23 protein-coding genes and 1 pseudogene are annotated in these 22,064 nt (G+C 59.9%); 11 read left to right on the top strand and 13 right to left on the bottom strand.

From position 1 onward, the window contains the following. The first annotated feature begins 148 nt into the window (after nt 1–148). Nucleotides 149–487, top strand: a complete 339-nt coding sequence (locus C1D09_RS19750) for a hypothetical protein (protein ID WP_246135810.1) — start codon at nt 149–151, stop codon at nt 485–487. Nucleotides 488–548: 61 nt separating this feature from the next. Beyond that, nucleotides 549–1,314, top strand: a pseudogene (locus C1D09_RS19745) (IS5 family transposase). On the opposite strand, the gene C1D09_RS19740 reads toward C1D09_RS19745, so the two are convergent. Beyond that, nucleotides 1,311–3,101: a hypothetical protein gene (locus C1D09_RS19740; protein ID WP_143975892.1), complete on the bottom strand. Its 1,791-nt coding sequence runs from the start codon at nt 3,099–3,101 to the stop codon at nt 1,311–1,313. The pseudogene C1D09_RS19745 and the gene C1D09_RS19740 overlap by 4 nt on opposite strands. A gap of 936 nt (nt 3,102–4,037) precedes the next feature. On the opposite strand from C1D09_RS19740, the gene C1D09_RS19735 reads away from it, so the two are divergent. Next, nucleotides 4,038–4,943 carry a LysR family transcriptional regulator gene (locus C1D09_RS19735; RefSeq protein WP_143975891.1) on the top strand — a complete coding sequence of 302 codons (906 nt, stop codon included), beginning with the start codon at nt 4,038–4,040 and terminating at the stop codon, nt 4,941–4,943. Here the strand turns inward: C1D09_RS19735 and C1D09_RS19730 are convergent. The 4 genes from C1D09_RS19730 to C1D09_RS19715 form a co-directional block, all read right to left on the bottom strand. Beyond that, complete coding sequence (locus tag C1D09_RS19730; RefSeq protein WP_143975890.1) at nt 4,927–5,631, bottom strand: peroxiredoxin-like family protein; 705 nt, start codon at nt 5,629–5,631, stop codon at nt 4,927–4,929. The two genes, C1D09_RS19735 and C1D09_RS19730, sit on opposite strands and share 17 nt — an antisense overlap. A 412-nt stretch (nt 5,632–6,043) precedes the next feature. Beyond that, nucleotides 6,044–7,438 (bottom strand): NAD(P)/FAD-dependent oxidoreductase, encoded by a 1,395-nt coding sequence (locus C1D09_RS19725; protein ID WP_246135809.1) that lies wholly within the window; start codon nt 7,436–7,438, stop codon nt 6,044–6,046. 34 nt (nt 7,439–7,472) lie between these two features. After that, nucleotides 7,473–8,630 carry a patatin-like phospholipase family protein gene (locus C1D09_RS19720; RefSeq protein WP_143975889.1) on the bottom strand — a complete coding sequence of 386 codons (1,158 nt, stop codon included), beginning with the start codon at nt 8,628–8,630 and terminating at the stop codon, nt 7,473–7,475. A 26-nt stretch (nt 8,631–8,656) separates the two neighbouring features. Further along, a complete protein-coding gene (locus C1D09_RS19715; RefSeq protein ID WP_143975888.1) occupies nt 8,657–9,439 on the bottom strand; it encodes a 3-hydroxybutyrate dehydrogenase in 783 nt (260 codons plus the stop codon). A 270-nt stretch (nt 9,440–9,709) separates the two neighbouring features. On the opposite strand from C1D09_RS19715, the gene C1D09_RS19710 reads away from it, so the two are divergent. Next, entirely contained in the window at nt 9,710–10,621 is a 912-nt protein-coding gene (locus tag C1D09_RS19710; protein ID WP_143975887.1) for a LysR family transcriptional regulator, read from the top strand. 65 nt (nt 10,622–10,686) lie between these two features. Here C1D09_RS19710 and C1D09_RS19705 read toward each other — a convergent pair whose 3' ends face one another. The 4 genes from C1D09_RS19705 to C1D09_RS19690 form a co-directional block, all read right to left on the bottom strand. Then, nucleotides 10,687–11,151, bottom strand: coding sequence for a DUF302 domain-containing protein (locus tag C1D09_RS19705; protein ID WP_143975886.1), 465 nt, complete (start codon nt 11,149–11,151; stop codon nt 10,687–10,689). A gap of 43 nt (nt 11,152–11,194) precedes the next feature. Then, nucleotides 11,195–12,397, bottom strand: coding sequence for an MFS transporter (locus tag C1D09_RS19700; RefSeq protein WP_143975885.1), 1,203 nt, complete (start codon nt 12,395–12,397; stop codon nt 11,195–11,197). 90 nt (nt 12,398–12,487) lie between these two features. After that, on the bottom strand, nt 12,488–12,970 hold the full coding sequence (locus tag C1D09_RS19695; protein WP_143975899.1) for a cupin domain-containing protein: 483 nt from the start codon (nt 12,968–12,970) through the stop codon (nt 12,488–12,490). A 193-nt stretch (nt 12,971–13,163) separates the two neighbouring features. Further along, on the bottom strand, nt 13,164–14,078 hold the full coding sequence (locus C1D09_RS19690; protein WP_143975884.1) for a LysR family transcriptional regulator: 915 nt from the start codon (nt 14,076–14,078) through the stop codon (nt 13,164–13,166). Nucleotides 14,079–14,164: 86 nt separating this feature from the next. Between C1D09_RS19690 and C1D09_RS34095 the strand changes: the two genes are divergently transcribed. Next, a complete protein-coding gene (locus tag C1D09_RS34095; RefSeq protein ID WP_281288600.1) occupies nt 14,165–14,293 on the top strand; it encodes a hypothetical protein in 129 nt (42 codons plus the stop codon). A 7-nt stretch (nt 14,294–14,300) separates the two neighbouring features. Here C1D09_RS34095 and C1D09_RS19685 read toward each other — a convergent pair whose 3' ends face one another. Together C1D09_RS19685 and C1D09_RS19680 are read right to left on the bottom strand one after the other, a co-directional pair. Then, a complete protein-coding gene (locus tag C1D09_RS19685) occupies nt 14,301–14,576 on the bottom strand; it encodes a hypothetical protein (RefSeq protein ID WP_143975883.1) in 276 nt (91 codons plus the stop codon). A gap of 193 nt (nt 14,577–14,769) precedes the next feature. Then, the gene (locus C1D09_RS19680; RefSeq protein WP_143975882.1) at nt 14,770–15,045 is read right to left on the bottom strand and encodes a hypothetical protein; all 276 of its coding nucleotides are present in this window, start codon (nt 15,043–15,045) and stop codon (nt 14,770–14,772) included. Between the two features lie 231 nt (nt 15,046–15,276). Here C1D09_RS19680 and C1D09_RS19675 point away from each other — a divergent pair, with 231 nt between their 5' ends. From C1D09_RS19675 to C1D09_RS19650, 6 genes are all read left to right on the top strand, one after another. Then, entirely contained in the window at nt 15,277–16,137 is an 861-nt protein-coding gene (locus tag C1D09_RS19675; RefSeq protein ID WP_167514682.1) for a patatin-like phospholipase family protein, read from the top strand. A 230-nt stretch (nt 16,138–16,367) separates the two neighbouring features. Next, complete coding sequence (locus C1D09_RS19670; protein WP_143975880.1) at nt 16,368–16,637, top strand: BufA1 family periplasmic bufferin-type metallophore; 270 nt, start codon at nt 16,368–16,370, stop codon at nt 16,635–16,637. 42 nt (nt 16,638–16,679) lie between these two features. Continuing rightward, nucleotides 16,680–17,714, top strand: coding sequence for an MNIO family bufferin maturase (bufB, locus tag C1D09_RS19665; protein ID WP_143975879.1), 1,035 nt, complete (start codon nt 16,680–16,682; stop codon nt 17,712–17,714). Further along, a complete protein-coding gene (locus tag C1D09_RS19660) occupies nt 17,701–18,486 on the top strand; it encodes an HvfC/BufC N-terminal domain-containing protein (protein WP_143975878.1) in 786 nt (261 codons plus the stop codon). Before bufB ends, C1D09_RS19660 begins: the two co-directional genes overlap by 14 nt. A gap of 11 nt (nt 18,487–18,497) precedes the next feature. Continuing rightward, nucleotides 18,498–18,971, top strand: coding sequence for a DoxX family protein (locus C1D09_RS19655; protein ID WP_143975877.1), 474 nt, complete (start codon nt 18,498–18,500; stop codon nt 18,969–18,971). A 193-nt stretch (nt 18,972–19,164) separates the two neighbouring features. Further along, nucleotides 19,165–20,082, top strand: a complete 918-nt coding sequence (locus C1D09_RS19650; protein WP_143975876.1) for an NADP-dependent oxidoreductase — start codon at nt 19,165–19,167, stop codon at nt 20,080–20,082. A gap of 360 nt (nt 20,083–20,442) precedes the next feature. Here the strand turns inward: C1D09_RS19650 and C1D09_RS19635 are convergent, their stop codons facing one another. Both C1D09_RS19635 and C1D09_RS33205 read right to left on the bottom strand, forming a co-directional pair. Beyond that, nucleotides 20,443–21,006, bottom strand: a complete 564-nt coding sequence (locus C1D09_RS19635; protein ID WP_143975875.1) for a DsrE family protein — start codon at nt 21,004–21,006, stop codon at nt 20,443–20,445. 50 nt (nt 21,007–21,056) lie between these two features. After that, nucleotides 21,057–22,064 (bottom strand): hypothetical protein (locus C1D09_RS33205; protein ID WP_167514681.1); only part of this gene is annotated, 1,008 nt, incomplete at its 5' end.

The following is a 22,064-nucleotide window of genomic DNA, read 5'->3' as shown; positions in this document are numbered from 1 at the left end:
CTGTGCGCCTCAGTCAGCGCTTGCAGACTATCGGACGGTCCTCGGTCTCGACCCGGCAGCCCAGTACCGAGCGCCATTGCCGCAACTGTCGTGGCGCCATACATGAGTTTCGAGTCGGACTCTTAGGCCCTGAACTCATAAATGCTGGATGATTGAGACGCTGGAAAGCAATCACCCATCGGCCTACAATCTGACTATGCCTTTCGCCCGCAAATTAATTCTTCACGTTCCGGTATCGAATGAGACCTTGCTCGATGGCTTTGTTCAGCAATGTCTGAATGACGATGTATCGCTCGTCGCCGTGGTCGGGCCAGGCTGCGCGAGGGTTGAAGACATTATCGACGCGATCGTCGTCGGTGACGGAACCGACGAGACACGCTTTCTATGCACGACTTCTCACCCCGATGAGCCATTCGAGGATGTGTTGAACATGGCAAGGACATGGGAGTTCGAGCGCGGCGATCCCGTCGAAGAGGTCCGGCTGTAAGAGTGTTGACCGCCTGCAATTTTGGCTTCCATGCCACGCCGTTTTCTGATTCAGGCTCCACATGAGCCGATATGACCTGACCGACTTCGAATGGCGCGCGATCGAGCCGCTGTTGCCCAACAAGCCGCGAGGAGTGCCGCGCGTTGACGACCGCAGGGTGCTGAACGGCATCTTCTGGGTGCTGCGATCGGGTGCGCCATGGCGAGATCTGCCGGAGCGATACGGCCCGCGCACCACCTGCTACAATCGCTTCGTCCGATGGCGGAAAGCAGGTGTGTGGGACCGTCTCATGGATGCCATCACCAAAGCCATGACGGCACGGTGCAGATGATCGACACCTCCATTGTTCGCGTCCATCAGCAGGGCGCAACGGCAAAAAGGGGGATCGAGATCATTGTCTCGGTCGTTCCCGAGGCGGGCTGACAACCAAAATCCATGCTCTTGTCGACGCCCAAGGCAGGCCGATCAAGCTGACGCTCGCGGCAGGCCAGATGAGTGACATCGCCTCCGCAGCGGACTTGATCAAGGAATTGCCGGAGGGTGCCATACTACTCGCCGACAAGGGCTATGATGCCAACGCCTTGCGCAATGCTGTCACCGAGCGAAAGGCATGGGCCAACATTCCGCCCAAGGCCAACCGCAAGGACGCGATCTGCTTCAGCCCCTTCCTCTACAAGGCGCGCAACCTCGTCGAACGCTTCTTCAACAAAGCCAAGCAATTCCGTCGTATCGCAACCCGATACGACAAGCTGGCTGAGAACTACCTTGCCGCCCTCAAACTCGTCGCAATCCGCATCTGGCTACGCGGTAATGAGTCTACGTCCTAGGGGCCAGGCCGGGCAAAAAGATCATCCCTGGTAATATTTCCGAGTTTCAGCACTTCTCTCGTGAGAGTTTCCGCGAGTTCAGGATTGGTCCCCAGTAGGTGGTCGTGGAGCTGTTGGAACTGGCGCATTTTGACGGCAACGGCACCGTTGCCCGTGGGAATGCCGAACATGTCCTCGGGGGTCCACTGGTAGATGTGCTCGCGCCAGCACTGCACCATTTTTTCGAGGTAGGGCAGCGACCATTCAATCTCTATATTCTGGAATGTAACGTCTGTTGATACGGAGCGAGCGGGGGTGGACGCGGCAGCGGCGGTTAGCGTTTCGCTCACCGTTGCAGACACACTCAGGCTGAACTCCGAATACGGCGCATCGGATTCGAACTCCAGGCGGTTATCTATGGTTCGATACTTTACGGTGATGCTTTCACGACCTGGATCGCCGGACCGCACATTGACCGAAACTTCCATACTGGTCTGCGCAGGGTCAACTGCCACGTCATTAATTGTCCAAACGTATCCCGGCTGTTCATACCCCTGAGAGAGAGCCGCCAGGACGACTTTGGTGGATTTCAGGTGGCTGCGCTGGGCGTAAGAGCTTTCAGGAAACATTGTGCACGGAGTTGCATACACCCACTCCCAATCTGTCGTGTAAGTAACGGTTGACGAGATCTGCGCCGGTGCGAACTGAATCGTGGCTTTGCCCAATTTAGGCCCACCAACAGTAACGCTCGCAAAATCGGAGTCGTCGTTGAAATTGTTGAGTCGGATGACCAAATTTCCGATCCGATAATCTCGATCACCTTCAAGGCCAGCAAACGGTATGCAACCAACATAGGTAATGAGTTTGGTGGAAGGATCAAAAGAATGAATCACGGCGCCTGCGACACCTGAAATACCGGGTGCTGGAGCCGCGTTGAGACCTTGGTCGTACTCGCGCGGTCTGCGAATTTCGATTCCATATCCATTTGCGTCCCCGTATGCGGGCGGAACGACTGCCAAGACCTTACGGCGTGTTGGCCAAGACGTTACTCCTACATCGAGCGCTCGGAGGTATACGTTGATGTGGGCATCTTGGAATGTGGCGGGCAGCTCTTCAACCGAATCGGCATGCACGAAGTCTCCGGTCCGATTCACGAAGAACTGCAAGGGGGTAACATACGGACCGGCTATGCGCATGACATCCGTCGTAGGCGGAGGGTTGCCGTCGAAAGGCGCAAGACCTGCCGGAAGCTGTGGAGAGGCAGGGCGCTCGAAGGCGTTATCGGGGAATTTAGCGGAACTCATCGTGGAATAGGGACTGCCGTATTCGCCTCCCGCTTTATTTCGTTCATGCTGAAATCCGAAATTGTGCCCAAACTCCTGACAGATCGTGTCGAACCGCGCACCCTTGTTGACGACCGCGACGACGATGCTTCGTCCGCCGGTTCCGTCCTTGCGTTTGACGCTGTAGCTGCCGCCGCCGTGAAGATCTATCGCGGCAGGAAACCAGATAACGACGTGGGCGAAAGTCGACCAATCTGGGTCCCACTCGTTAGTGGCCCCGGCGAGGACAGCATTCACAAGCCGGTCCCGGGCCGACGTGCCGAAATTCGGGTCATTGCGTGGGTCAGCAAGCTGAAGTATCGGCAACAGCTGATAACTTAAATCGATTTGCGAGAAAGATGTTTGGGACCAATAATGGGCGACGCTGTAAGGTATTGTAGGGTCAAGCCAGTTCCGCATTTCGGCGTCGGACCAGACGTCGCTCGCTGGAGTGGTCGTAAAATGAGCGCGTATGACTGCAAACATCGCCTAGCATCCTCATTTTTGAATTGACTAACCGACATCCCCCGGATGACTGGCCTCGATGGTCAAGTTTTGTGTAAAGTGACGGGATTTGCAAGCTCTGACGCTGACAGGATAAGCGGTCGCGCATCAAAGCCCGGGACTCGGCGAAATACCGCCGTTGGGTTACCGCTCCGCAATATTCTCATCCGTTTGTTTCATCGACGCTGCTGATGGGCATGGTTTCGGACATACGAACATGAAGCATGCCGTGAAGATATGAAGGCCAGTATTCGGCGGCGCTTGCGCCAAGGCTGCCGCAAGAGGGCGAGGCAAGATTCCGCAGCCGTTCCCGTGCGCGATCCTAGAGCAGCCCTACGAGATGATATAGGTCTCGACGAGCTTTGCTTGCCAGTCGAGAATCCACAAGGCTCTGGACCACGGGGCAGCTTGGGGGTCGCCAAGCGATAAGATTGAAGACATTTTCTGGGGCGTGGCCCACAGCGTCGGCTTTCAGGCCGGTGGCAGTCTGATCTTAACGACCGCCGTGAGGGCGCAAAGCTAGCATTCAGCAGCCGACAAACGGGCGTGGTGAGCGGCTGAACCGGCTTGTTGAAGCGACCTCGGCGAACTGGCTCGTAACCTATTGAAAAGTCGCGATCACGTTAGTCGCTGAGGGTGTGGGACTTCCAAGGAAGATCAATGGTTTGGCGGAGGTTTGGCCAACCCATATCCTACCTATGATCTCGTGTGGTCTGGCGAACCTAGGCAGCGTCCGAAGAGATAAGTTCTCCGATCAGGCTAGGGGCGACCGGTTGGGGGCCGGAACCGGCAAGTCTCAGTCCTGGCGTTGCCAAAGTGGATGTCCAGATTGGCCATGCTTTGCCGAAACCGCTAGATTGCGTTAGCCTACCAATATGCGCAAGCGCTGAAAGACCATTTCGCTGAGGGGGCGAATTCATGGAGATGCAGCAGGTCCGCTATTTTTTGGCCCTGTCCAATACGCTGAATTTCACCAGGGCGGCCGAGGAATGCAACGTCACTCAGCCGGCGTTGACGCGTGCGATCAAGACGCTCGAAGAGGAGCTCGGCGGAGAACTCCTCCGCCGCGAACGCCAGCATTCTCATCTGACCGAGCTTGGCCGGCGCATGCTGCCGCTGCTGCAGCAATGCTATGACGCTGCCACTTCCGCCAAATCACTGGCCAAGGCAGTGCAAAGCAGCGAGGTCGCGCCGCTCAACGTGACCATATCCAACAGTGTCAACATCGCGTTGCTGGTCTCACCGTTTTCTGAGCTTTTCCGTGCCTATCCAGGAGCGCACCTCAAGATCAGCCGAGGTTCGCCAAGTGCCGTGACAGATGCGCTGAAAGACGGTGGCGCCGAGCTGGCCGTTGCCGGCCCGCTGGGGCCGGCCTGGGATCGCCTCGACGTATGGCCGCTGTTCCAGGAGGGGATCGAACTCGCCGTCAACTCCGACCATCCGCTGGCCCGCCGCAATGAAGTCGACGTTGAGCTTAACCAGCTTGCCGCGGAACCTGTACTCAGCCGGATCGATTGGGAGACGAGCGAGGAATTGTCGCGGTGCCTTTCCGCAAAAGGCTATTCACCTCGAACCGCGCACGAAGTCGAGACCGACCAGGATCTGCTTGCATTGTTGGAGGCCAACGCTGGAATTGGCTTTGTTTCGCTCACGGCGCCGCGGTCTGCGAATACGCGCCGGCTCAAGCTTCGTGGTCTCGACGTCTCCCGAACCGTTTCCGTCTACGCGGTTGCGGGCAGGCACCGTTCTCCAGTCGCGATGACGCTGCTCAACCTGTTGAGGTCGGCCGACTGGTCGTCCTTCGGCGTCAGCGAGCCCGCCTGAGCGCCGCGATCAGGTCATCGATGTCCATCCGCCGACGGTAGTCGGGATCGACGAAGCGATCCGTGATGATCCCGTCCGTTCCAACGATGAAGGTCGCCGGGATCGGAAGGAACCAACTGGCGTTGCCCTGGTAGTTTGGAAGATCATAGGCAACGCCCATCAACCGCTCCATCTCCGCCCCGATCCAGATGGCAAGGTTGAGAGACAAGGCGTAGCCATTGTCCATATCCGTCAGGAAAGGGAACGTGGCCCCGACCGCGGCCTTCATCGCCTTGGCGAATCTGCGCCGCTCGGGCATGATCGCCACGACAAGGCCACCCAGCGCCGCAATCTCGTGCTGGGCCTCGACGATGCCGATCGCGTTCAGCCGACAGTAAGGACACCAATGCCCGCGCTGGAAGGTGATTACGGCTGGCCCCTGGCGCAGGATTTCGGCCAAACCAACCAGCTTGCCCTCGTCGTCAGGCAGCAGGAATGCAGGCATCACTTCGCCGGGAGCAGGCACCGTTGTCCCCGCCCCTTGTTGTTCCAAGCGAGCCACAAGGCGGTCCACTGCGTCCGCGAATTCGGGATTCAGACGACGAACCGCCGCGGCAATCACGGCCAACCGTTCGTTGAGAGGCGCATCAAGTTCGATGGCGGCCTGAACGGACTGTTCGAATGTCATTGCCTGGTCGTCGGCGGCCATCTCTGCACTTTCACGCGTCGGACCCAGCCTATCACTGAAGCCCCCAGGCGATTGCCATGTTTTTCCTGCATGGTTTCGATGCCGCGCTAGCATCGTAGCATGCCACGTTCACGTTCTATTCGCCGCCTCCGACCTGCGCGTTACAACATGTCCTTGATGTCCGCGGAAAAAGTCGGGAAGCCGTGGACCATGTCGGCCAGTCGCGGTGCCCTGATACCGTGCTTCATGGCGAGCGCGAGGACATGGATCAACTCTCGCCGCGTGGCCTACGGTGTAGACGACGACCCTGTCCGCGCTTTCCTCGACAGTGATCTTCGACCACGCAAGGTTCTCTGCACGGTTCTCGCTGACAGCCAGTCTTGCATGTCATTGATGTGGACCGTGACGCGAAGCCCCTGCTCTCCCCTCCGCGCTAATGAAGCTTGATCCGAGACCTGGTGCGCCTCGCCACCATCTCGCCAATCGAATCCAGGGTGGTCTTCGCGAGGCCGTGCACCGCCTTGAGATGCAGTTTGTAGAGCGAGCGATAAACCAGCCGGGCGAGCAGACCTTCAATCTTCAGCCCGCCGATCAGGCTGCCGAATGAGTCGTAGTCGGCGAGCGAAACAAGGGATCCATAGTCTCGATAGCGAAAAGCCGGCGCGGCCCGTACCTCGAGGCGCGCGGCAATCACCTCGACCAGGTGATCGGCCTGCTGATGGGCGGTCTGAGCGCGCGGCGGCAATGGGTCGCCTCCGCCAGGCAGAACACAGCTTGCGCAGTCGCCGATTGCAAACACGTTTTCGTCCTCCCCGGCTTGGAGTGTCTCATCCACGACCAGGCGGTTGATGCGATCCGTTTCGAGGCCATCGAGCTTTTTCAGGAAATCCGGGGCCTTGATCCCGGCCGCCCAGACCACGAGCTCGGCCGGCACGAACAATTTCTCGCCGAGCCTGACGCCGTCCTCCGTCACCTCGCTGACCTTGATGCCGCACCGTATCTGCACGCCGAGCTTGACGAGCAGACGTGCAGAAGCCTGCGCGATGTGCTCCGGCAGGGCCGGAAGGATCCGCGGGCCCGCTTCAACGATCGTGATCCGGATCAGTCTTTCGAAGTCGATATTGTCGAGATTGTGCGATGCAATTTCCCGCATCGACTTGTGCAGTTCGGCGGCCAGCTCCACGCCGGTGGCCCCAGCGCCGACGATGACGCAATGGAGCTGGCCGGGCGACAGCTGCTCGTATTGCGCGTTGGCGCGCAGGCACGCGTCGATCATGCGCTTGTTGAAACGGGCGGCCTGCTCCGCCGTATCCAGCGAAATGGCGTGGCGCGCGGCGCCCGGCGTGCCGAAATCGTTGCTGACGCTGCCGACAGCCATGACCAGCGTGTCGTAGCCCAGCACGCGCGGCGGGATGACCTGCCGGCCGTCATCGTCGAAGCTGGGCGCGACAAAGACCTGGCGCCTGGCGCGGTCGATGCCCACGACTTCACCGATGCGGTATCGATAGTGATGACGGCTGGCATGGGCGATGTATTCGACAGCGTCGTGTGACGCGTTCAAGGCGCCCGATGCCACCTCATGCAGCAGCGGCTTCCAGATATGGGTGCGGTTGCGGTCGACCAGCGTGACGGAAAGCCGTCGCTTGCCGAACTTGCGGCCAAGACGCGTCGCCAGCTCCAGCCCGCCCGCGCCGCCGCCGACGATGACCACGCGATGCAGTGATGTGTCCGCATGGGAACGTGTCTCCGGAATCGCGCGGAAAAGAGCCGCGTCGTTGGCAAGCACTGCCTCGGGGACGAGCCGCATGCCGGGGGTGATGATCTGCATCGGTATTCTCCGTCGTTTCCGGGGCGCTGGCCGGTCATTCCTGCGATTCGTGGATGACGATGCCCTGCAGCATGTCGACCTCGCACTCCCACGGCTTTTCCGAGAGCACGCGCTGGCCATGTTCGTATCCCGCCTGCCAGCGCGTGCGGATGCCGGCGCGCGTGAAGTCGATGTCCTTGGTGTGGTCCTCGCCATCCAGGCGTGGCGAAAGCAACCGAACGAGATGCATGACAGAGGGGCAGCCATAGGATGCGAGTTCCTTGAACATCGGATCCTCGCGCTGTTCCTCGGGAACCAGCTTTCCCATTTCGCGCACGACATGCCGCAGGCGATGCAGTTGCTCCTGTCGCGCCACATGGCTTCTGCCGCGGCTGGCATATTGGAGATCCTTCTGCCGCCCCATGACCTGCCAGATCGATTTCGGCTCCGTCGCGCGCGGCTGCCACATGTTGACGGCAAAGATCAGCGCGTCGCGCCGTGGGCGCTCGTCCAGGACGACCTCGATGGGCGTGTTCGAATAGATGCCGCCGTCCCAATAGGGCTCGCCGTCGATGCAGACTGCCGGGAAGGCCGGTGGCAAGGCGCCCGACGCCATGATGTGCGCCGCCGACAGCGTCATCTCACGGGTATCGAAGTATTTGAGTTCGCTAGTGTTGACGTTGACCGCGCCAACGGTCAGCCGCGTATGGCGCCTGTTGAGGCAATCGAAGTCGATCAAATTGTCCAGCGTCCGCTTGAGGGGATCCGTGGTGTAGTAGGAGGCATTCTCCACACCGACTTCGCGATTGACCCCGAACATAGCGCTTGGGTTCGGTGCGAAGAACCCCGGTATGCCGCGCATCACCGTGCCCATATTGGCAAAGATGTTGCTCGGAACCATCATCCGGAAAAACTCGTCGAGCGGGCTGCTGCGGCCGACGCCATCCCAGAACTCGCGCAGCCTCGGCAGGCGGTCCTGCGGTTCGTTTCCGGCGATCAGTGCCGCGTTGATGGCGCCGATCGAGGTGCCGATGACCCAGTCCGGTTCGACCCCGCCCTCGACGAGGGCCTGGTAGACGCCCGCCTGATAGGCGCCGAGAGCGCCGCCGCCCTGCAACACCAATACGGTCTGTCGCTTGACCGAACCCTCAGCCATACGAGCGGCCTCCGGCACGGGTTCCGACGTCGAGGGATTTCGAGAGATCTTGTTCATGGCGTTTGCGTTCCTCCTTGCCGGTTTCAGTGGGCAGTCCAGCCGCCTTCGATCGGCATGATGGCGCCGGTGATCGAGGCCGCATCGTCCGAGGCCAAAAACAGACAGAGCGACGCAACCTGCTCGACCGTTACGAACTGCTTGGTCGGCTGTGCGGCCAGAAGCACATCCTTGATCACTTGCTGTTCGGTGATCCCGCGCGCCTTGGCCGTGTCCGGTATCTGTTTTTCCACCAGCGGGGTGAGCACGTAGCCGGGGCAAACCGCATTGACCGTGATGCCCTGCTCGGCCACTTCCAGCGCCACCGTCTTGGTCAGGCCGGCAACGCCGTGTTTGGCTGCGACGTAGGCGGATTTGTATGGTGAGGCGACGAGGGCGTGGGCCGAAGCGACGTTGATGATGCGGCCCCATTTGCGCTCTTTCATCGCCTGCAGGGCGCGCCGGATCGTGTAGAACGACGACATCAGATCGATCGCCACAACGGCTTCCCATTTCTCGATCGGGAAGTCGTCGATCGGCGCCACATGCTGGATGCCGGCGTTGTTGACCAGGATGTCGATCGCCCCGAATTCTGCGATGGCCTTGTCCATCATCGCCGTGATTGCATCGCCTTTGCTCATGTCCGCATTGTCGTAGCGAACGGTCACCTTGTGGTCGGCGGCCAGCTTTGCCCGCAGGCGCTCGATCTCATCGGCATCGCCAAAGCCATTGAGAACGATGTTGCAGCCCTTGGCCGCGAAAGCTTCGGCAATGCCTTGGCCGATGCCGCTGGTCGAGCCTGTTATCAGCGCCGTCTTTCCTCTGAGCATCGTCGTGTCCTTCTGTTGGAGGCGCGGCAGAGCCATTCTGCAGCCACTGCGGGCAACGGTCTTCGCGCCCAGGTCAGAAATCCTGATCAAGTATGGCGAGCAGCCCGAAGCAGCGGAAATGCCGTTGAGACATGGATTCGATAGCCGACGGTCTGACCGATGCGGCGACGATGTAGACCTGAAGGCTGGGTTGTTTGACGTTGGGGCAGCTAGTAAGATTGAGCCGCAACACGGGTGGTGCCGTATGCTCGCCCGTCGAGGGGAGTTGCCGTGGAGATCAGCCAGGTCAGATATTTCTTGGCCGTCGCGAAGGAATTGAACTTCACCCGGGCGGCGGAGGAGTGCAACGTGACGCAGCCCGCGCTTTCACGCGCCATCAAGCTGCTTGAGGATGAATTTGGCGGCGCCCTTTTTCATCGTGAGAGACGCTTCACACACCTGACGGAGCTAGGCCGCATGGTCGAGACCTATCTCGAGGGTGTTTTCGAGAACTCTCGCCAGGCAAAGCAGATTGCCGAGCAATACGTGCATTTGAAGAAGACCCCGCTCAGGGTCGGTATCATGAGCACAATCGCTCCCGACGAGATCATAGAGCTCATATCGTCCGTCCGCGCCCATCACCCGGGCGTAGAGCTGCATCTTTGCGATGCCGACGCGCCGAGCTTGCGCCGACGGCTTCTAGAGGGTGATCTCGAGGCCGCTATCTATGCATTGCCGTCGAACGCGTCCGACGAAGAAGTGCACTCCTTGCCGCTTTTCCGCGAGCAGATGGTGATGGCCGTCCATCTGACCCATCGCCTCGCCAACCAGCGTAACGTGCAAGTGAGAGACATGAGCAATGAAAGCTACATCCACCGCAACAACTGCGAATTTGCCGGCTATGCCGATGCCGTTCTCTCTGAACAAGGCGTTACCGTCAGCCCCGTTTACTGGAGCGATCGCGACGATTGGACACTCGCGATGATCGCTGCCGGTCTTGGTTTTGGTTTCATGCCGGAGCATACCGCCAAGCATCCCGGAGTGGTGGCCCTACCGATCACCGACCCGGAATTCTGGCGCGAGGTCAATCTTGTCACCGTGCGCGGCCGCAGGCATTCCCCAGCGGTTGGCGCGCTGGTGCGCGAGGCTACGCAGAAAAGGTGGTTCGGCGGGCGGGCGATGGCATTGTCCGCCGCCGAGTAGCCTCTCGCGAGAAACAGGCTCGCCTCGTAATGACGGGCGGCGGATCCCCTTCGCCTCATCCGCACTCAATTCTTTTTGATCGTCGAGGTCACGGACTGGATGACTTCGGTTGCCATCTTGAACTGGGCCTCGCGGTCGGTGATGCCATGCCGCTTGGCGATCCAGGCAAAATCACTGTAGGCGGCATAAACCGTTCCATCCGAGGTCTGGTAGACCAGGACGCGGACGGGCCAGTCGAGACCGGCCTCGGGATTGGAGGTGATGAAGGTCGTGCCGAGCGCCGGGTTGCCGAACATCACCAGCCGCGACGGCTTGACGTCGTTGCCGGCGTCCTTGCCGAGCTTTGCCTGGTCGATGACGCCGAAGAACTTGATGCCCTTCTTGAGGACATCCTTCCTGATGCGGGCGACGGTCTCGGCGACCGAGTAGTCGCTCTTTACCGTGACGACACCATCCGAAGCGGCCGCCGGGACGACGACGGCCATCAGCACGGCGGCGCCGGCAATCATGGTCCTCATGTAGCTGTTCATGTCAGTCTCCTTGTTGGATTTGCCTAGTTTTGGTCGTTCGGTCTCAGGTCCTTGGCGTTTGCAGCACGCGCGCCACCGCGATGGCGCAAGCCAGGACTGCGGCGAGCACCGTCACGCATGCGGTCCAGCCGATCCGGTCGTAGACCTGTCCAATGACGAAGCTGCCGGCGAGCCCGCCTGCATAGTAGGATGCGAGATAGATGCCGCTCGCGGCGGCGCGGTCACGTGACGCGGTCCTGCTAACATGCCCGGTGGCGATTGCCTGTGCCAGGAAGGTGCCAATGGCGACCAACGCCATTCCCACGAGCACCACCGGCAGGCTGCTCGCCAGAAGCAGAAGCAAGCCCAGGATGGCCAACGCAAGTGTTGCACCGATCCCGATCCTTGGCCCGAGCCTCGCTGCAACCCGCCCGGCAAGAGGTGTGGTCAGCATGGAAGGCAGGAAGACGAAATACACCAGCCCCAGCGCCATCGGCGACAGCGACAGCGGCGCGGTGACGAGCTGGAAGTTCACATAGGTGAAAGTGCCGATGAAGACGAAGAGGATCAGGAAGCCGATCACGAAGCAGGCGCGTAGTTCAGCGTTGCCCAGCGGCCCCTTCCATGCCGCGCGACCAGACTCGCCTGTCGCGGCGGCGCGCGTCATTGCGGATGTCTTCTGCAGCGTGAACCAGACAAGAGCTGCGCCAATAAGGTTGAGGGCGGCGAACGTGAGGAAGTTGGTGGAGATGCCGAAGGTATCGGCGACGGCGGCCGACATCAGCCTGCCGAAGAAATTGCTGGCGACGTTGCCGGTCACATAGGCCGCAAGGGCGTTGGTCGTCTCCCGAGCAGAAAGATGCTCAGCCAAGTAAGCCATCGTCAGTGTGAACGCGGTCGACATACACAAGCCCTGGGCAACACGCAGCAAGGCGAAGACCAAGATACTGTCGGTCTGCGATAGAAGCGTCGTCGGGATCGCAAGCACCGCGAGGCTGATCCAGATGCCATTGCGGCGATCGAGGTTCCTGCCGAAAAGCGCCACCGCTACTCCGGCCACAGCCATGCCGAACGTGCTGGCGTTCACGGCAAAACCCATAGTCGCGCGGCTAACACCGAATTTGATCACCAGCGAAGGCAAGATGGCCTGGGTGGCGAAGAGATCGACAAGCGTAAGAAACGCGATCAGCGCGATCAGGCCGAAGCGCCAGCTGTCAGCCGCAACCATGCGGAGCCGCGTCGGTTCAGTCTGTTCGCTGGTCGTCATGACAAGGCTCCGTGCCACACGTCCCCAGGCGAATGCCTGAGGACGCACTCTCAGTTGCTGATGCTGGAATTTGCTGACCGCGAAGCGCGGCTACATCATGTGGTCGTCGTGCATTGCCGGCGGCAGGACGTCGGCCGAGTAGAGGACCGCAGGCACCTTGCCGTTATTCTTCCACCAATGTGCGAGCTGGCCGAACTCGGCGGTGACGTCTCCTGCCGGATGCTCGATGCCGACCTTGCAGGTGCTGCGATATTCGGTGATCGAACCTTCTACGATCAGGATGTTGGCGGGGCGAACATTGTGCTCATGCCACGGCACGACGCCGCCGGGCTGAACGACGAGCTTGCGCAGGCGCAGCATGTTGCCTTTCCAGGCCTCGCCCTTACTGCTCAGGTCGATCGCGGAGAGAACCGTGTCGACAACGCCGACCGGCTTGCTGGGATGCTCCTGGATGTCGCTCGTGGCCGCCTGGCCGGCAGGGCAGTCGCCGGCGAAGGCCGGACCAGCCGAAAAAGCGGCAGTTGCGGAAAGCAGACCAACCGCAAGCGCGAGGTTGATGTTCTTGGTGGCCATGTTGTATTTCTCCTTTGTCGGTGCCCAAACGCGGGAGGCGGGGCATGACAGGGAGAGTGATCGAAGCTGCGAAGAAAGAGAAATGCTGACTGGTTTTCGATACGATACCTGAAAACTATCGTGAGCCATCATGGCTGCACGCAGACGAATGGCAACACATGCCACGTCGTGCCGACATTTCTTGGATTTTGCTTCAGGCGGCGGTCTTGCGGATTGCCTGGGCTATGGCGCTTTCCGGCCAGCCATGCGCCTTGACGCTGTTGACGAAGGCAGATGCCGCCGGCGAGAATCTGCGCCCCGCCACGACCACCAGCGACACTTCCCGCCAGACCTCAGGATCGATGACGGGCCGCACTTGCAAGCCCGGGATCACCGCGCTGAATTCGGGGATGAAGCAGATTCCCAATCCGCCTGAAACCATGTTCTGGATCCAGTCCTCGCGCTCGCTGGCGTAGGATATCCTGAGCTTCACGCCACGGTCGGTGCACAGTCCGGCGAGGTGATCGCGATACTCACAGTTGAGACGCCTGAGATAGTTTTCACCGTCGAGCTCGGAGATGGCGACATTGTCGTTCCGCGCCAGCCGATGCCCGTTCGGAAAGGCCAGGACGAAACGTTCGCGATAAAGCGGGGTCACATCGAACCGATCTGGGAAGCTGTTGCTCGACGCCATTATGGCGACGTCGATTTCCCCTGATTCAAGAAGTTGGCACAGCGACGCCGGCACCCCCTCGACCAGTTGCAGCTGAATGCCCTGCTGGCGTCGGTTGAAGTCGGCCAGCAGGCCGGTGAAGCGGCGTGGCCCGATGGTGCACATGACGCCAACCTTGAGGTTGGCGTTCTCCAAACACAAAAACCTCGACGCCTCCTGCCGAACACCGGTCAGTTCGTCGAGGATCTGCTGGAAACGCGGTCGAAGCAGGACGCCCAGATCAGTGAGGTGGGTCAGGTTCCGTTCACGGCGAAACAGCAGGCCGCCGACCTCGTCTTCAAGCTGCTGGATGGCGCGCGATAGCGCGGGTTGGGTCACATTGCACTTCTCGCCGGCGCGCGTGAAATTTCGCGTCTCGCAGACGGCAAGGAAGTAGCGGATGTGATGAATGTCCATGCCGATCTGTCCCTCAACTGCCTAGGTGCGCATTTTGCCGATGGAGCCTGCCGCAAACCATCCAACCATGCCAATGCACCGCGGCTATGAAGTCGATAGCCGCCCGTCATGGGTCGATTTATCCCGCCAGCGGCATCGGTTGGAACGTCCCTTCAGAAACGACGATGGCGAGCAACCTGCCCGCCATCGCGCTCGTCTCCAATCTGGAAGGCTGAATGACGCTCAGCTGTTGCCGCCAATCAGATGCACCTTCACGCAGAATTCCGCATGAGGCTTGCTCATCGCTGCGTCGTTGCATTCCTTCTTCATGGCCTCCTGCTTTTCCTTTGGCATAGCGCCCCAGGCCGCTTTGAAGTCGGCATCCGATTTCATCGTCTTCATGCTGGAGTCGGTAAAGAAAGGCTGCATGTTGTCGGGTTCGTCGAGCGCGCCGGCGAACGTAACGCCGCTCAGGACGGAAAGTGCAAGAGCGCCGAGGCAGATGGCCTTGATATTCATGGTAAGATCCTTCTCTGGAGTTGAGCAGTCGTCCCATCGACGACCGCGGCAATTATCGGCAGCAATTTAAAACTCTGCGGTTCCTCCTTGCCGAGATGGACTTTGCTGCAATCGGTGTGGGAGTTGCCAATGCCATCTGCGTATGGAGTTTATGCCGGTTTTGCATCCAGGCACCGATGGCCTGGACTTGCGCCTAGTTGGCGCCACCCAGCGCCAGCACGTTTGCACAGAACGGCGCATGGGCCTTGCTCATCGCCGGGTCGTTGCACGCCTTCTTCATTGCGGCCCGATCTTGCTTTGGCGTGGCTCGCCACGCCTTTTTGAAAGCGGGCATCGGCTTCATCGTTTTCATCCCGGCATCTTTGTAGAACGACGGGAAAGATGCCAGGTCAGTGAGGGGATCGGCGGACGCGCCTCCCGCAAGAAGACCGAGAGCAATCGCCCCCAGATACAAGGCTCGTATTTTCATGACGCGTTCCCTTGGCTGTCGATCAATTGCCCAGGCAACAGTCGTGGTGCTGGTCAAAACAACCAACCACCCTGATTTGCCTGGCTGGCAAACCTTGCGACGCGCACGCGGTGGCGACCAATGCAATCTACCTATGGAGTTCATGCCACCTTGGCATTTCGCCAAGAGCAAATGATGCGGCAGTCTCTTCATCAAATGCCCTGGCGGCGTTTATGGGATGGAGACCAGACGATGCATATCCAGACCGGGATCGAAACCGACCGAACCGCCGCTACTGGCGCAGGCCGTGCGATGGACGACCGGCGATCTGTCGACATTGTCGTGGCAAGCGATGCACACGGCGCTTTTGTCTGGGGCGTGCTCGACCGCTTGCTGGATCAGCCCGACCTCTGCTTCGGCAACATTACAGCATCCGGATTCGGCGCCATGGAGGCGGCGGTTCTCGCTTACGGCGTGGCCCTGGGGGGCCAGCGTGGCGCGCGCACGGCACTCACCAATTTCTGGCGACGCGTCAGTCACGCGTCGATGGTGATGGCAGATAGGGCCAGCCCTCTTAGATCGATCCTGGAGCACACGATCGAAATTGCGGAGATCCGCAAGAAGACTTGTCCTGTGAAACTCAGCATCCTGGCTTCCAATGCCCGCACCGATGCTGTGAAAGTTTTCCCAAGCGACGAATTGTCGATCGACATTATCCTGGCGGCCGCCACGGTCCCATTCCTGTTCCCGGCCGTTGAGATTGATGGCGACACCTACTGGGGTGACGGCGACAGTTCGTTTTTGCCATCGCTCAAGTCCGCTGAACCTGGTGCTCAGTTGGTCATCGCCGGCAAGCCCTCGAGGTCCATGCCGCCCTGTTCGGATCACTGTGTCGCCGCCATTCCTGGCGCCTCGAATTTGGGCCGGACACAGACCATCTTCGACAGTGCGCACCGGGCTGGCGCAACGATGTTCTTAAGGCCCTGGACCGACTGGGGTGAACTGACCGCCATGCGCGACAGAGGGCGCAAGAAGGTTGAGGACTGGCTTATGGCCGATCATTTCCTTGCGGGCGACCGCTTCGGCGTCGAGAAAAAAGGTCGATACGTCTAGGCGCTTCCTTCCCGCCTAGTCGCGCCTGCCTCGCTCGCACGAACGCAGGCCCCTAAGCCCTCCGGTTCCCCGCCGGAGGGCTTTTGCTTGCCACGGACTTCGACATAGTGACCACGTATCAAATCCATGCCGAGACAGCATTTCAGCTCGGCCGCTTGATCGGGGACACTGCTTGCAGACAGGCCGCATGGCCGGTCTTTCCTCTCAAAACGAAAGCAGGAGATACGACCGTGATCAACACCAAAACCCTCATCGGTTCGGCCCTCGCGGCCGCCACTTCCCTGGCCGCAACCGCCGCCTATAGCGGCCCGGCCGCCCAGCCCAACTTCACCTTCGAAAAGTGCTATGGCGTCGTCAAGGCTGGCCAGAACGACTGCCAGACCGCGACGCATTCATGCGCTGGTACCTCGACCGCCGACAACCAGCCTGACTCGTGGCTCTACGTGCCCGCCGGCAGCTGCGCCAAGATCGCCGGCGGCAGCGTCAAGCCGAAAGCCTGAGCAATCCTGACTTCGAGCCAACCTCTACAACGGAGCAGATCGATGACCCCTGCGTTTCAGTCCCTCACGATCCCCGCTATCGCGGGCATCGGTCTTCGCTCGCCGCATATCAAGGAAATGCTCTCGCGGCGGCCTTCCGCGGGTTGGCTCGAAGTCCATGCCGAAAACTACATGGGGGACGGCGCCGGCGTTGAAGCGCTGGAGAGGCTGCGCGAAACCTACCCGCTGTCGGTCCACGGGGTAGGCCTGTCCCTTGGCAGCGCAAGGGGCGTGGACCACGACCATCTCCAAAGGCTGCGCAAGGTCTGCGAGCGCTTCCAGCCGGATCTCGTTTCGGAGCATCTGGCCTGGAGCGTGGCTGACGGCGCCTACCTGAACGATCTGCTGCCTCTGCGCTACGATGAAGAGGCGTTGGCGATCGTCGCACGCAATGTCGAAACGGTCCAGGACACGCTGAAGCGCCGCGTCCTGATCGAAAATCTCTCCGCCTATATCGCCTTTGCGGACTCCTCCATGAACGAGGCGGAATTCCTGGCCGAACTGGTCGAACGAACCGGGTGTGGCTTACTGCTGGATGTCAACAACGTCTACGTCTCGGCACACAACCTCCAATATGATGCAGAAGCCTTTATCGACTCGTTACCATCTGATTCAATTGGCGAAATCCACCTTGCTGGACATGCCACAAACCAGGTCGGCGCCGACACAGTGCTCATCGACGACCATGGCTCACGCGTGCCGCCGGTCGTCTGGACGCTCTACCAGCACGCCATAAGCCGGCTTGGACCGCGCCCTACCCTGATCGAATGGGACACCGATGTTCCTGTTCTCGATGTGCTGCTCGGCGAAGCCATGTGGGCCGACATGCTCTCCGCTTCGATCATGTTCAACCGCAAGCAGGCAGTGAGACGCAACCAATCGGCGGGACATAGATCAACGCCGATCCGACTTCCTGTCGACAATGAGCCGACTACGAGCATGCCCGTGCTTGCAGCGTTTGCCGCCGCCAGGAGCGCCGGACCTTCCGTCTCTGCAACGCCGGCGTCAATCGAGGAGCAATACCATGCTGCCGCTTGAGCATCTCCAGACCACCATGGCGCGCTCGGTGCTGGCCGTGGAACCGCTGATCGCCGCAAAAATGCTGACCGCCGGCACGGCCGATCCGCTCGCCCGCCTACGCGTCTACCAGAACAACACCCGCAGCTCGCTCACCGCGGTGCTGATGGCGGTGTTTCCCGTCACCGTCCGCCTCGTCGACGAGCGTTTCTTCCGTTTCGTGGCGAGCGAGTTTATTCGACGGCATCCGCCGGTGGAGTCGCGGCTGGCACGTTATGGTGCCGGCTTCCCGCGCTTCTTGAAAACGATCGATACACTTTCCGACATGCCAATCGTGGCCGAGACGGCACGGCTCGAATGGACCATTGCAGAGGCACTTGACGCGGCTTGCCTGCCGTCGCGGACCTTGTCTGAATATGACAGCACCAATCTCGGACCTTCCCCCGATATCGTGCTGCAGCCCTCGCTGCGGCTGATCGTGTCGCACTGGTCTATCCTGTCCGTTTGGACGGCGCATCAGCAAGAGGCAGCGATCGACCAGCAGAGTGCCTGGATAAGGCGCCCTCAACGCGTGGCGTTGTGGCGGGCCGGAGACAACGTTCGTCTAGCTCTTCTGGATCGCGCGAACTTTGCCTTCCAGCATTCGCTGAAGCACGGCCTAGGGCTCGAACACGCCACAAGCCGTGCCCTCGCTCACGATCCCTCATTCGATCTCGTGTCCGCGCTCGTGCGTCTGTTCGGCGATGGCCTCGTCACGGATGTGCGGGTATGCCCGCGCCCCTTCTCAAACTGATGGAGACACCGATGACCTCAATATCAGAGCATTCCTTGTCCAACCCGGCCGGCCTAGTCGGCCGCTACAGGAGCATCATCAAGCTGCCCGAGCACATTCCGTTCTCGCTGGTCCAGCTCGCCGCACGCGTGGCTGTCGCACATGTCTTCTGGCAGTCGGCGCAGAGCAAGCTGGCATCTTGGCCGGTGACGCTGCAGCTGTTCGCCAACGAATACAACCTGCCGTTCATAGACCCGTCGATCGCGGCACCGCTAGCGACAGCCGCCGAACTGACTGGCTCGGTGCTGATCTTCTTTGGGCTATTCTCGCGCCTGGCCGCCCTGATGCTGCTCGGCGTCGTGAGCGTCATCCAACTCTTCGTCTACCCGGAGAACTGGGCGGAGCACCTGATGTGGGCATCGCTGCTGCTGCTTGTGCTGACGCGCGGGGCTGGCCCCGTCTCATTGGACAGAGTGTTCGAGCGTTTCTTCCGCATCAGCAATTGACTTGCAGCCGCGATGACTGTCTCTCAGGAAGCGCCTCACTCGGCGCCTGGTCCGAAAGCCGCCAGCGGCGTCCTTGCAGTACGGTCGAGCTTGGTGTGCGGCGACCCGGCTATCTTGGTCCTGGTTAGTGGCCAGAGCGGACAATATCTACCTGCCACCGCCACGTGACAGATGATCAAGGGAGACATCTCCGATGAAGGCTATCGTCGTAGCGGACCAGGCTGCCGGGATTGCCGGGATGAAGCTGGTGGAGCGGCCCGAGCCGCAGGCAGCGATAAACGACGTGGTCGTTCGGGTTCATGCGTCGGGATTCGTCCCGACCGAGCTGGAGTGGCCTTCGACCTGGACCGATCGCCGCCACCATGACCGGACCCCCTCGATCCTCGGGCACGAATTGGCCGGCGTGGTCACCGCCCTCGGCTATGGCACCACGGGGCTGTCGGTGGGACAGCGGGTATTCGGTCTGGCGGACTGGTATCGAGACGGCACATTGGCAGAGTATGTGGCCATGGAGGCACGCAACCTCGCGCCGCTGCCAGGCGACGTCGACTTCACGGTGGGCGCGAGCCTGCCAATCTCGGGCCTGACCGCTTGGCAGGGACTGTTCCAGCATGGGCGCCTTCAGGCGGGGCAGAGCGTCCTCGCTCACGGCGCGGCGGGGGCAGTCGGTTCGATGGTGACGCAACTCGCACGAGAGGCCGGCGCTTATGTCATCGGCACCGGGCGCGGCGCCGATCGTCAGAAGGCGGTCGATTTCGGCGCGAATGAATTCGTCGACCTTGAGAATGACGACCTGGATGACGTGGGGGGAGTCGACTTGGTCTTCGATGTCATCGGCGGCGATATTCAGAAGCGGTCCGCTGCCCTCGTCCGAACCGGAGGAACGCTTGTGACCGTCGTCGGCCCGGCTCAGTCGCGCCCCACGGACGGCCTCTCGATCGACTTTGTGGTCGAGTCCGATCGTGCCCAACTGGGTGAGATCATCCAACGGATACGGGACGGACGGCTGCGGACGAATGTCGGCAAAGTCTCGGCGCTTGACGATGCCGTCGCCACCTTCAACGCGACCGAGCGACGTTCGGGGAAGACAGTCATCCGCGTTCGTCCGTAAGCCGGCGGCTGTGGGCGCATCGCGGATGCGCCCCCTTTCATTCACCGATTGCCGCACGAACCCGTGCGAGGCCTTCCAGCGCCAGGGATGGGTGAGTGGCTGGATCGGTTTCTTGAATCGACTTCGGCGAACCGACTCGTAAGCAATTGATAAATAACGACAATGGTGGGTCGTATGGACTCGAACCCCCAACCAAGCGGTTATGAGCCGCCGGCTCTAACCATTGAGCTACAGGCCCCACGCGGGAGCTTGAAGCGTTGCGTCGATTGACTGCCGAGAGCCCGCGAGAGACGGCAGAAGAACTGCGGCGCATCCTGGCGCTATGTGCCAAACGCAGTTGGTCGTGACGTCGCTTAGGCCTTAAGGCTGCAGTTGCGTGTAACCCTGCTGGACAAGTTCAATGACGCGAAAGTTTGCGCCGGCGTTGATCTTCACGCCAGGCAGCATGTCGGCATTTACCCAATGATTGTCCACCATCGTCTTGCCGCACTCCTCGAACTGGACGCCCAGTTTCTGAAATTCCGCGATCTGCTTCTTGTAGGGATTGCCGTCCTGCCATTTACGCACTCGATCATAAGTATCGTCATCGAGAAGCATGTAGCCGGATTCACCATGAAACACCGCGATGATATCCGCCTTCACGCCGTCTTGTTGGAAGCGGCTGCTCATCACGCGGACATAAGATAGCCCCGCGGGTTCGTCGCCTTCGAAGGCCGGCCGACTGATATTGAGAACCACCTTCGCTTCCTTGATATTTGCTGGGATATCGATCGTGAGACCATTCTGCTCGGTTGCTCCCCCGGCGAAAGCCTGAGTACCAGCCAACAGCACGAATAGAATGCCCGTCGCGGCGGTGGGCTTGACGATAATTCTCCATGAGCATGGCTTTCGTCTCGCTCGAAGCCATAGTTGTCGAATTTTCATGAATGCTCTCCAAACCAAAGATTGGGTGCTCACTGCGCGTCTACGATGCTTTATATATCGATGTAAGGAATCTTGTTCTTCGATGACATTATCGATCGTGTTAGATTGAAGATAGACGATGAAAAAAGCAAGAATACCTGCAACGCCTTTGCGACAGCGAACCACTCTGGGGCGTCCTTCTTAGACGAAGGAGGAGGTGCTGCGATCACCGCCAGGAACATCGAGCCAACCATGGCGAACTTAAGCCCTCTCTGCGTCTCTGAGACATCTTTTTCGACGATAGAAGCAATGGTAAAGTTGACGCAGACGGCTATGAACCCGACCAGCCCTAAGAAAGCTTCTGTTATCGCGATTCCGTCTTGCGCCGCCTCTTCCGCAGCTACAGATGCAAGAGAGAGAAAAACAAGAAATGCGAGATCGAGTAGTACCATACGCTCAATTACACTTACGATTTCATCCTTTGCAATAGCAGTCATCGTGGTAATGACTGATACAACATAGGTGCATGCCTTTAGAACTGTTGAGAACAATTTCGCGTATTTTAGGGTTTTTCCAGACAGGAATGACGTTACACCCGCCATCACAGCTGTCAAAAGCCTTGACCCCGCCGCAATGAAAGAAAAAATACATGTTGCCAGCCACGGCAGTGGTCCGGGCGAACTGCTTCCTGATGTCAGCAGCTTGTGCGGAGCACCACCAAATTCGGCCCGAATGGCGCCCATGAATGCCTCGAAAGACTCCGCTTGGCAGAGCGTCTGCGCCGCCGCGCTTGAGAACGGCGCCCTGTCCAAGGCCAGCTTGCACATTACCGTCGCAGGAATGGCCGCGATCAGGCAACTCACGTCAAGGATCGTCAGCTTGCTTCCCGGAGCGACTATGTTTTCGTAGAGCCACGTGATTACCGGGATGTCTATATGAGCATTAAGGATCGAAGAGAGCGCCTTGATGGCTAGTCTAACTACATCGCAGATCGCGACAATAACACTCCTCGTCGTGCTGATCAAAATTTCAGTGAACGCGCCTACGATGCGCTGGAATATCTCTTCAAAGTTCAAGCT

This window comes from Mesorhizobium intechi (genome assembly GCF_002879535.1).
Lineage (GTDB): Bacteria > Pseudomonadota > Alphaproteobacteria > Rhizobiales > Rhizobiaceae > Mesorhizobium > Mesorhizobium intechi.
The sequence above is the reverse complement of the archived record's forward strand: the minus strand, read 5'-3'. Positions and strand labels throughout refer to the sequence as shown.

Excerpts from the sequence above, each read along its gene's own strand:
- C1D09_RS19750 (WP_246135810.1), top strand. The coding sequence starts at position 149 with ATGATTGAGACGCTGGAAAGCAATCACCCATCGGCCTACAATCTGACT.
- C1D09_RS19740 (WP_143975892.1), bottom strand. The coding sequence starts at position 3,101 with ATGTTTGCAGTCATACGCGCTCATTTTACGACCACTCCAGCGAGCGAC.
- C1D09_RS19735 (WP_143975891.1), top strand. The coding sequence starts at position 4,038 with ATGGAGATGCAGCAGGTCCGCTATTTTTTGGCCCTGTCCAATACGCTG.
- C1D09_RS19730 (WP_143975890.1), bottom strand. The coding sequence starts at position 5,631 with ATGGCCGCCGACGACCAGGCAATGACATTCGAACAGTCCGTTCAGGCC.
- C1D09_RS19725 (WP_246135809.1), bottom strand. The coding sequence starts at position 7,438 with ATGCAGATCATCACCCCCGGCATGCGGCTCGTCCCCGAGGCAGTGCTT.
- C1D09_RS19720 (WP_143975889.1), bottom strand. The coding sequence starts at position 8,630 with ATGAACAAGATCTCTCGAAATCCCTCGACGTCGGAACCCGTGCCGGAG.
- C1D09_RS19715 (WP_143975888.1), bottom strand. The coding sequence starts at position 9,439 with ATGCTCAGAGGAAAGACGGCGCTGATAACAGGCTCGACCAGCGGCATC.
- C1D09_RS19705 (WP_143975886.1), bottom strand. The coding sequence starts at position 11,151 with ATGAACAGCTACATGAGGACCATGATTGCCGGCGCCGCCGTGCTGATG.
- C1D09_RS19700 (WP_143975885.1), bottom strand. The coding sequence starts at position 12,397 with ATGACGACCAGCGAACAGACTGAACCGACGCGGCTCCGCATGGTTGCG.
- C1D09_RS19695 (WP_143975899.1), bottom strand. The coding sequence starts at position 12,970 with ATGGCCACCAAGAACATCAACCTCGCGCTTGCGGTTGGTCTGCTTTCC.
- C1D09_RS19690 (WP_143975884.1), bottom strand. The coding sequence starts at position 14,078 with ATGGACATTCATCACATCCGCTACTTCCTTGCCGTCTGCGAGACGCGA.
- C1D09_RS34095 (WP_281288600.1), top strand. The coding sequence starts at position 14,165 with ATGAAGTCGATAGCCGCCCGTCATGGGTCGATTTATCCCGCCAGCGGC.
- C1D09_RS19685 (WP_143975883.1), bottom strand. The coding sequence starts at position 14,576 with ATGAATATCAAGGCCATCTGCCTCGGCGCTCTTGCACTTTCCGTCCTG.
- C1D09_RS19680 (WP_143975882.1), bottom strand. The coding sequence starts at position 15,045 with ATGAAAATACGAGCCTTGTATCTGGGGGCGATTGCTCTCGGTCTTCTT.
- C1D09_RS19675 (WP_167514682.1), top strand. The coding sequence starts at position 15,277 with ATGCATATCCAGACCGGGATCGAAACCGACCGAACCGCCGCTACTGGC.
- bufB (WP_143975879.1), top strand. The coding sequence starts at position 16,680 with ATGACCCCTGCGTTTCAGTCCCTCACGATCCCCGCTATCGCGGGCATC.
- C1D09_RS19660 (WP_143975878.1), top strand. The coding sequence starts at position 17,701 with ATGCTGCCGCTTGAGCATCTCCAGACCACCATGGCGCGCTCGGTGCTG.
- C1D09_RS19655 (WP_143975877.1), top strand. The coding sequence starts at position 18,498 with ATGACCTCAATATCAGAGCATTCCTTGTCCAACCCGGCCGGCCTAGTC.
- C1D09_RS19650 (WP_143975876.1), top strand. The coding sequence starts at position 19,165 with ATGAAGGCTATCGTCGTAGCGGACCAGGCTGCCGGGATTGCCGGGATG.
- C1D09_RS19635 (WP_143975875.1), bottom strand. The coding sequence starts at position 21,006 with ATGAAAATTCGACAACTATGGCTTCGAGCGAGACGAAAGCCATGCTCA.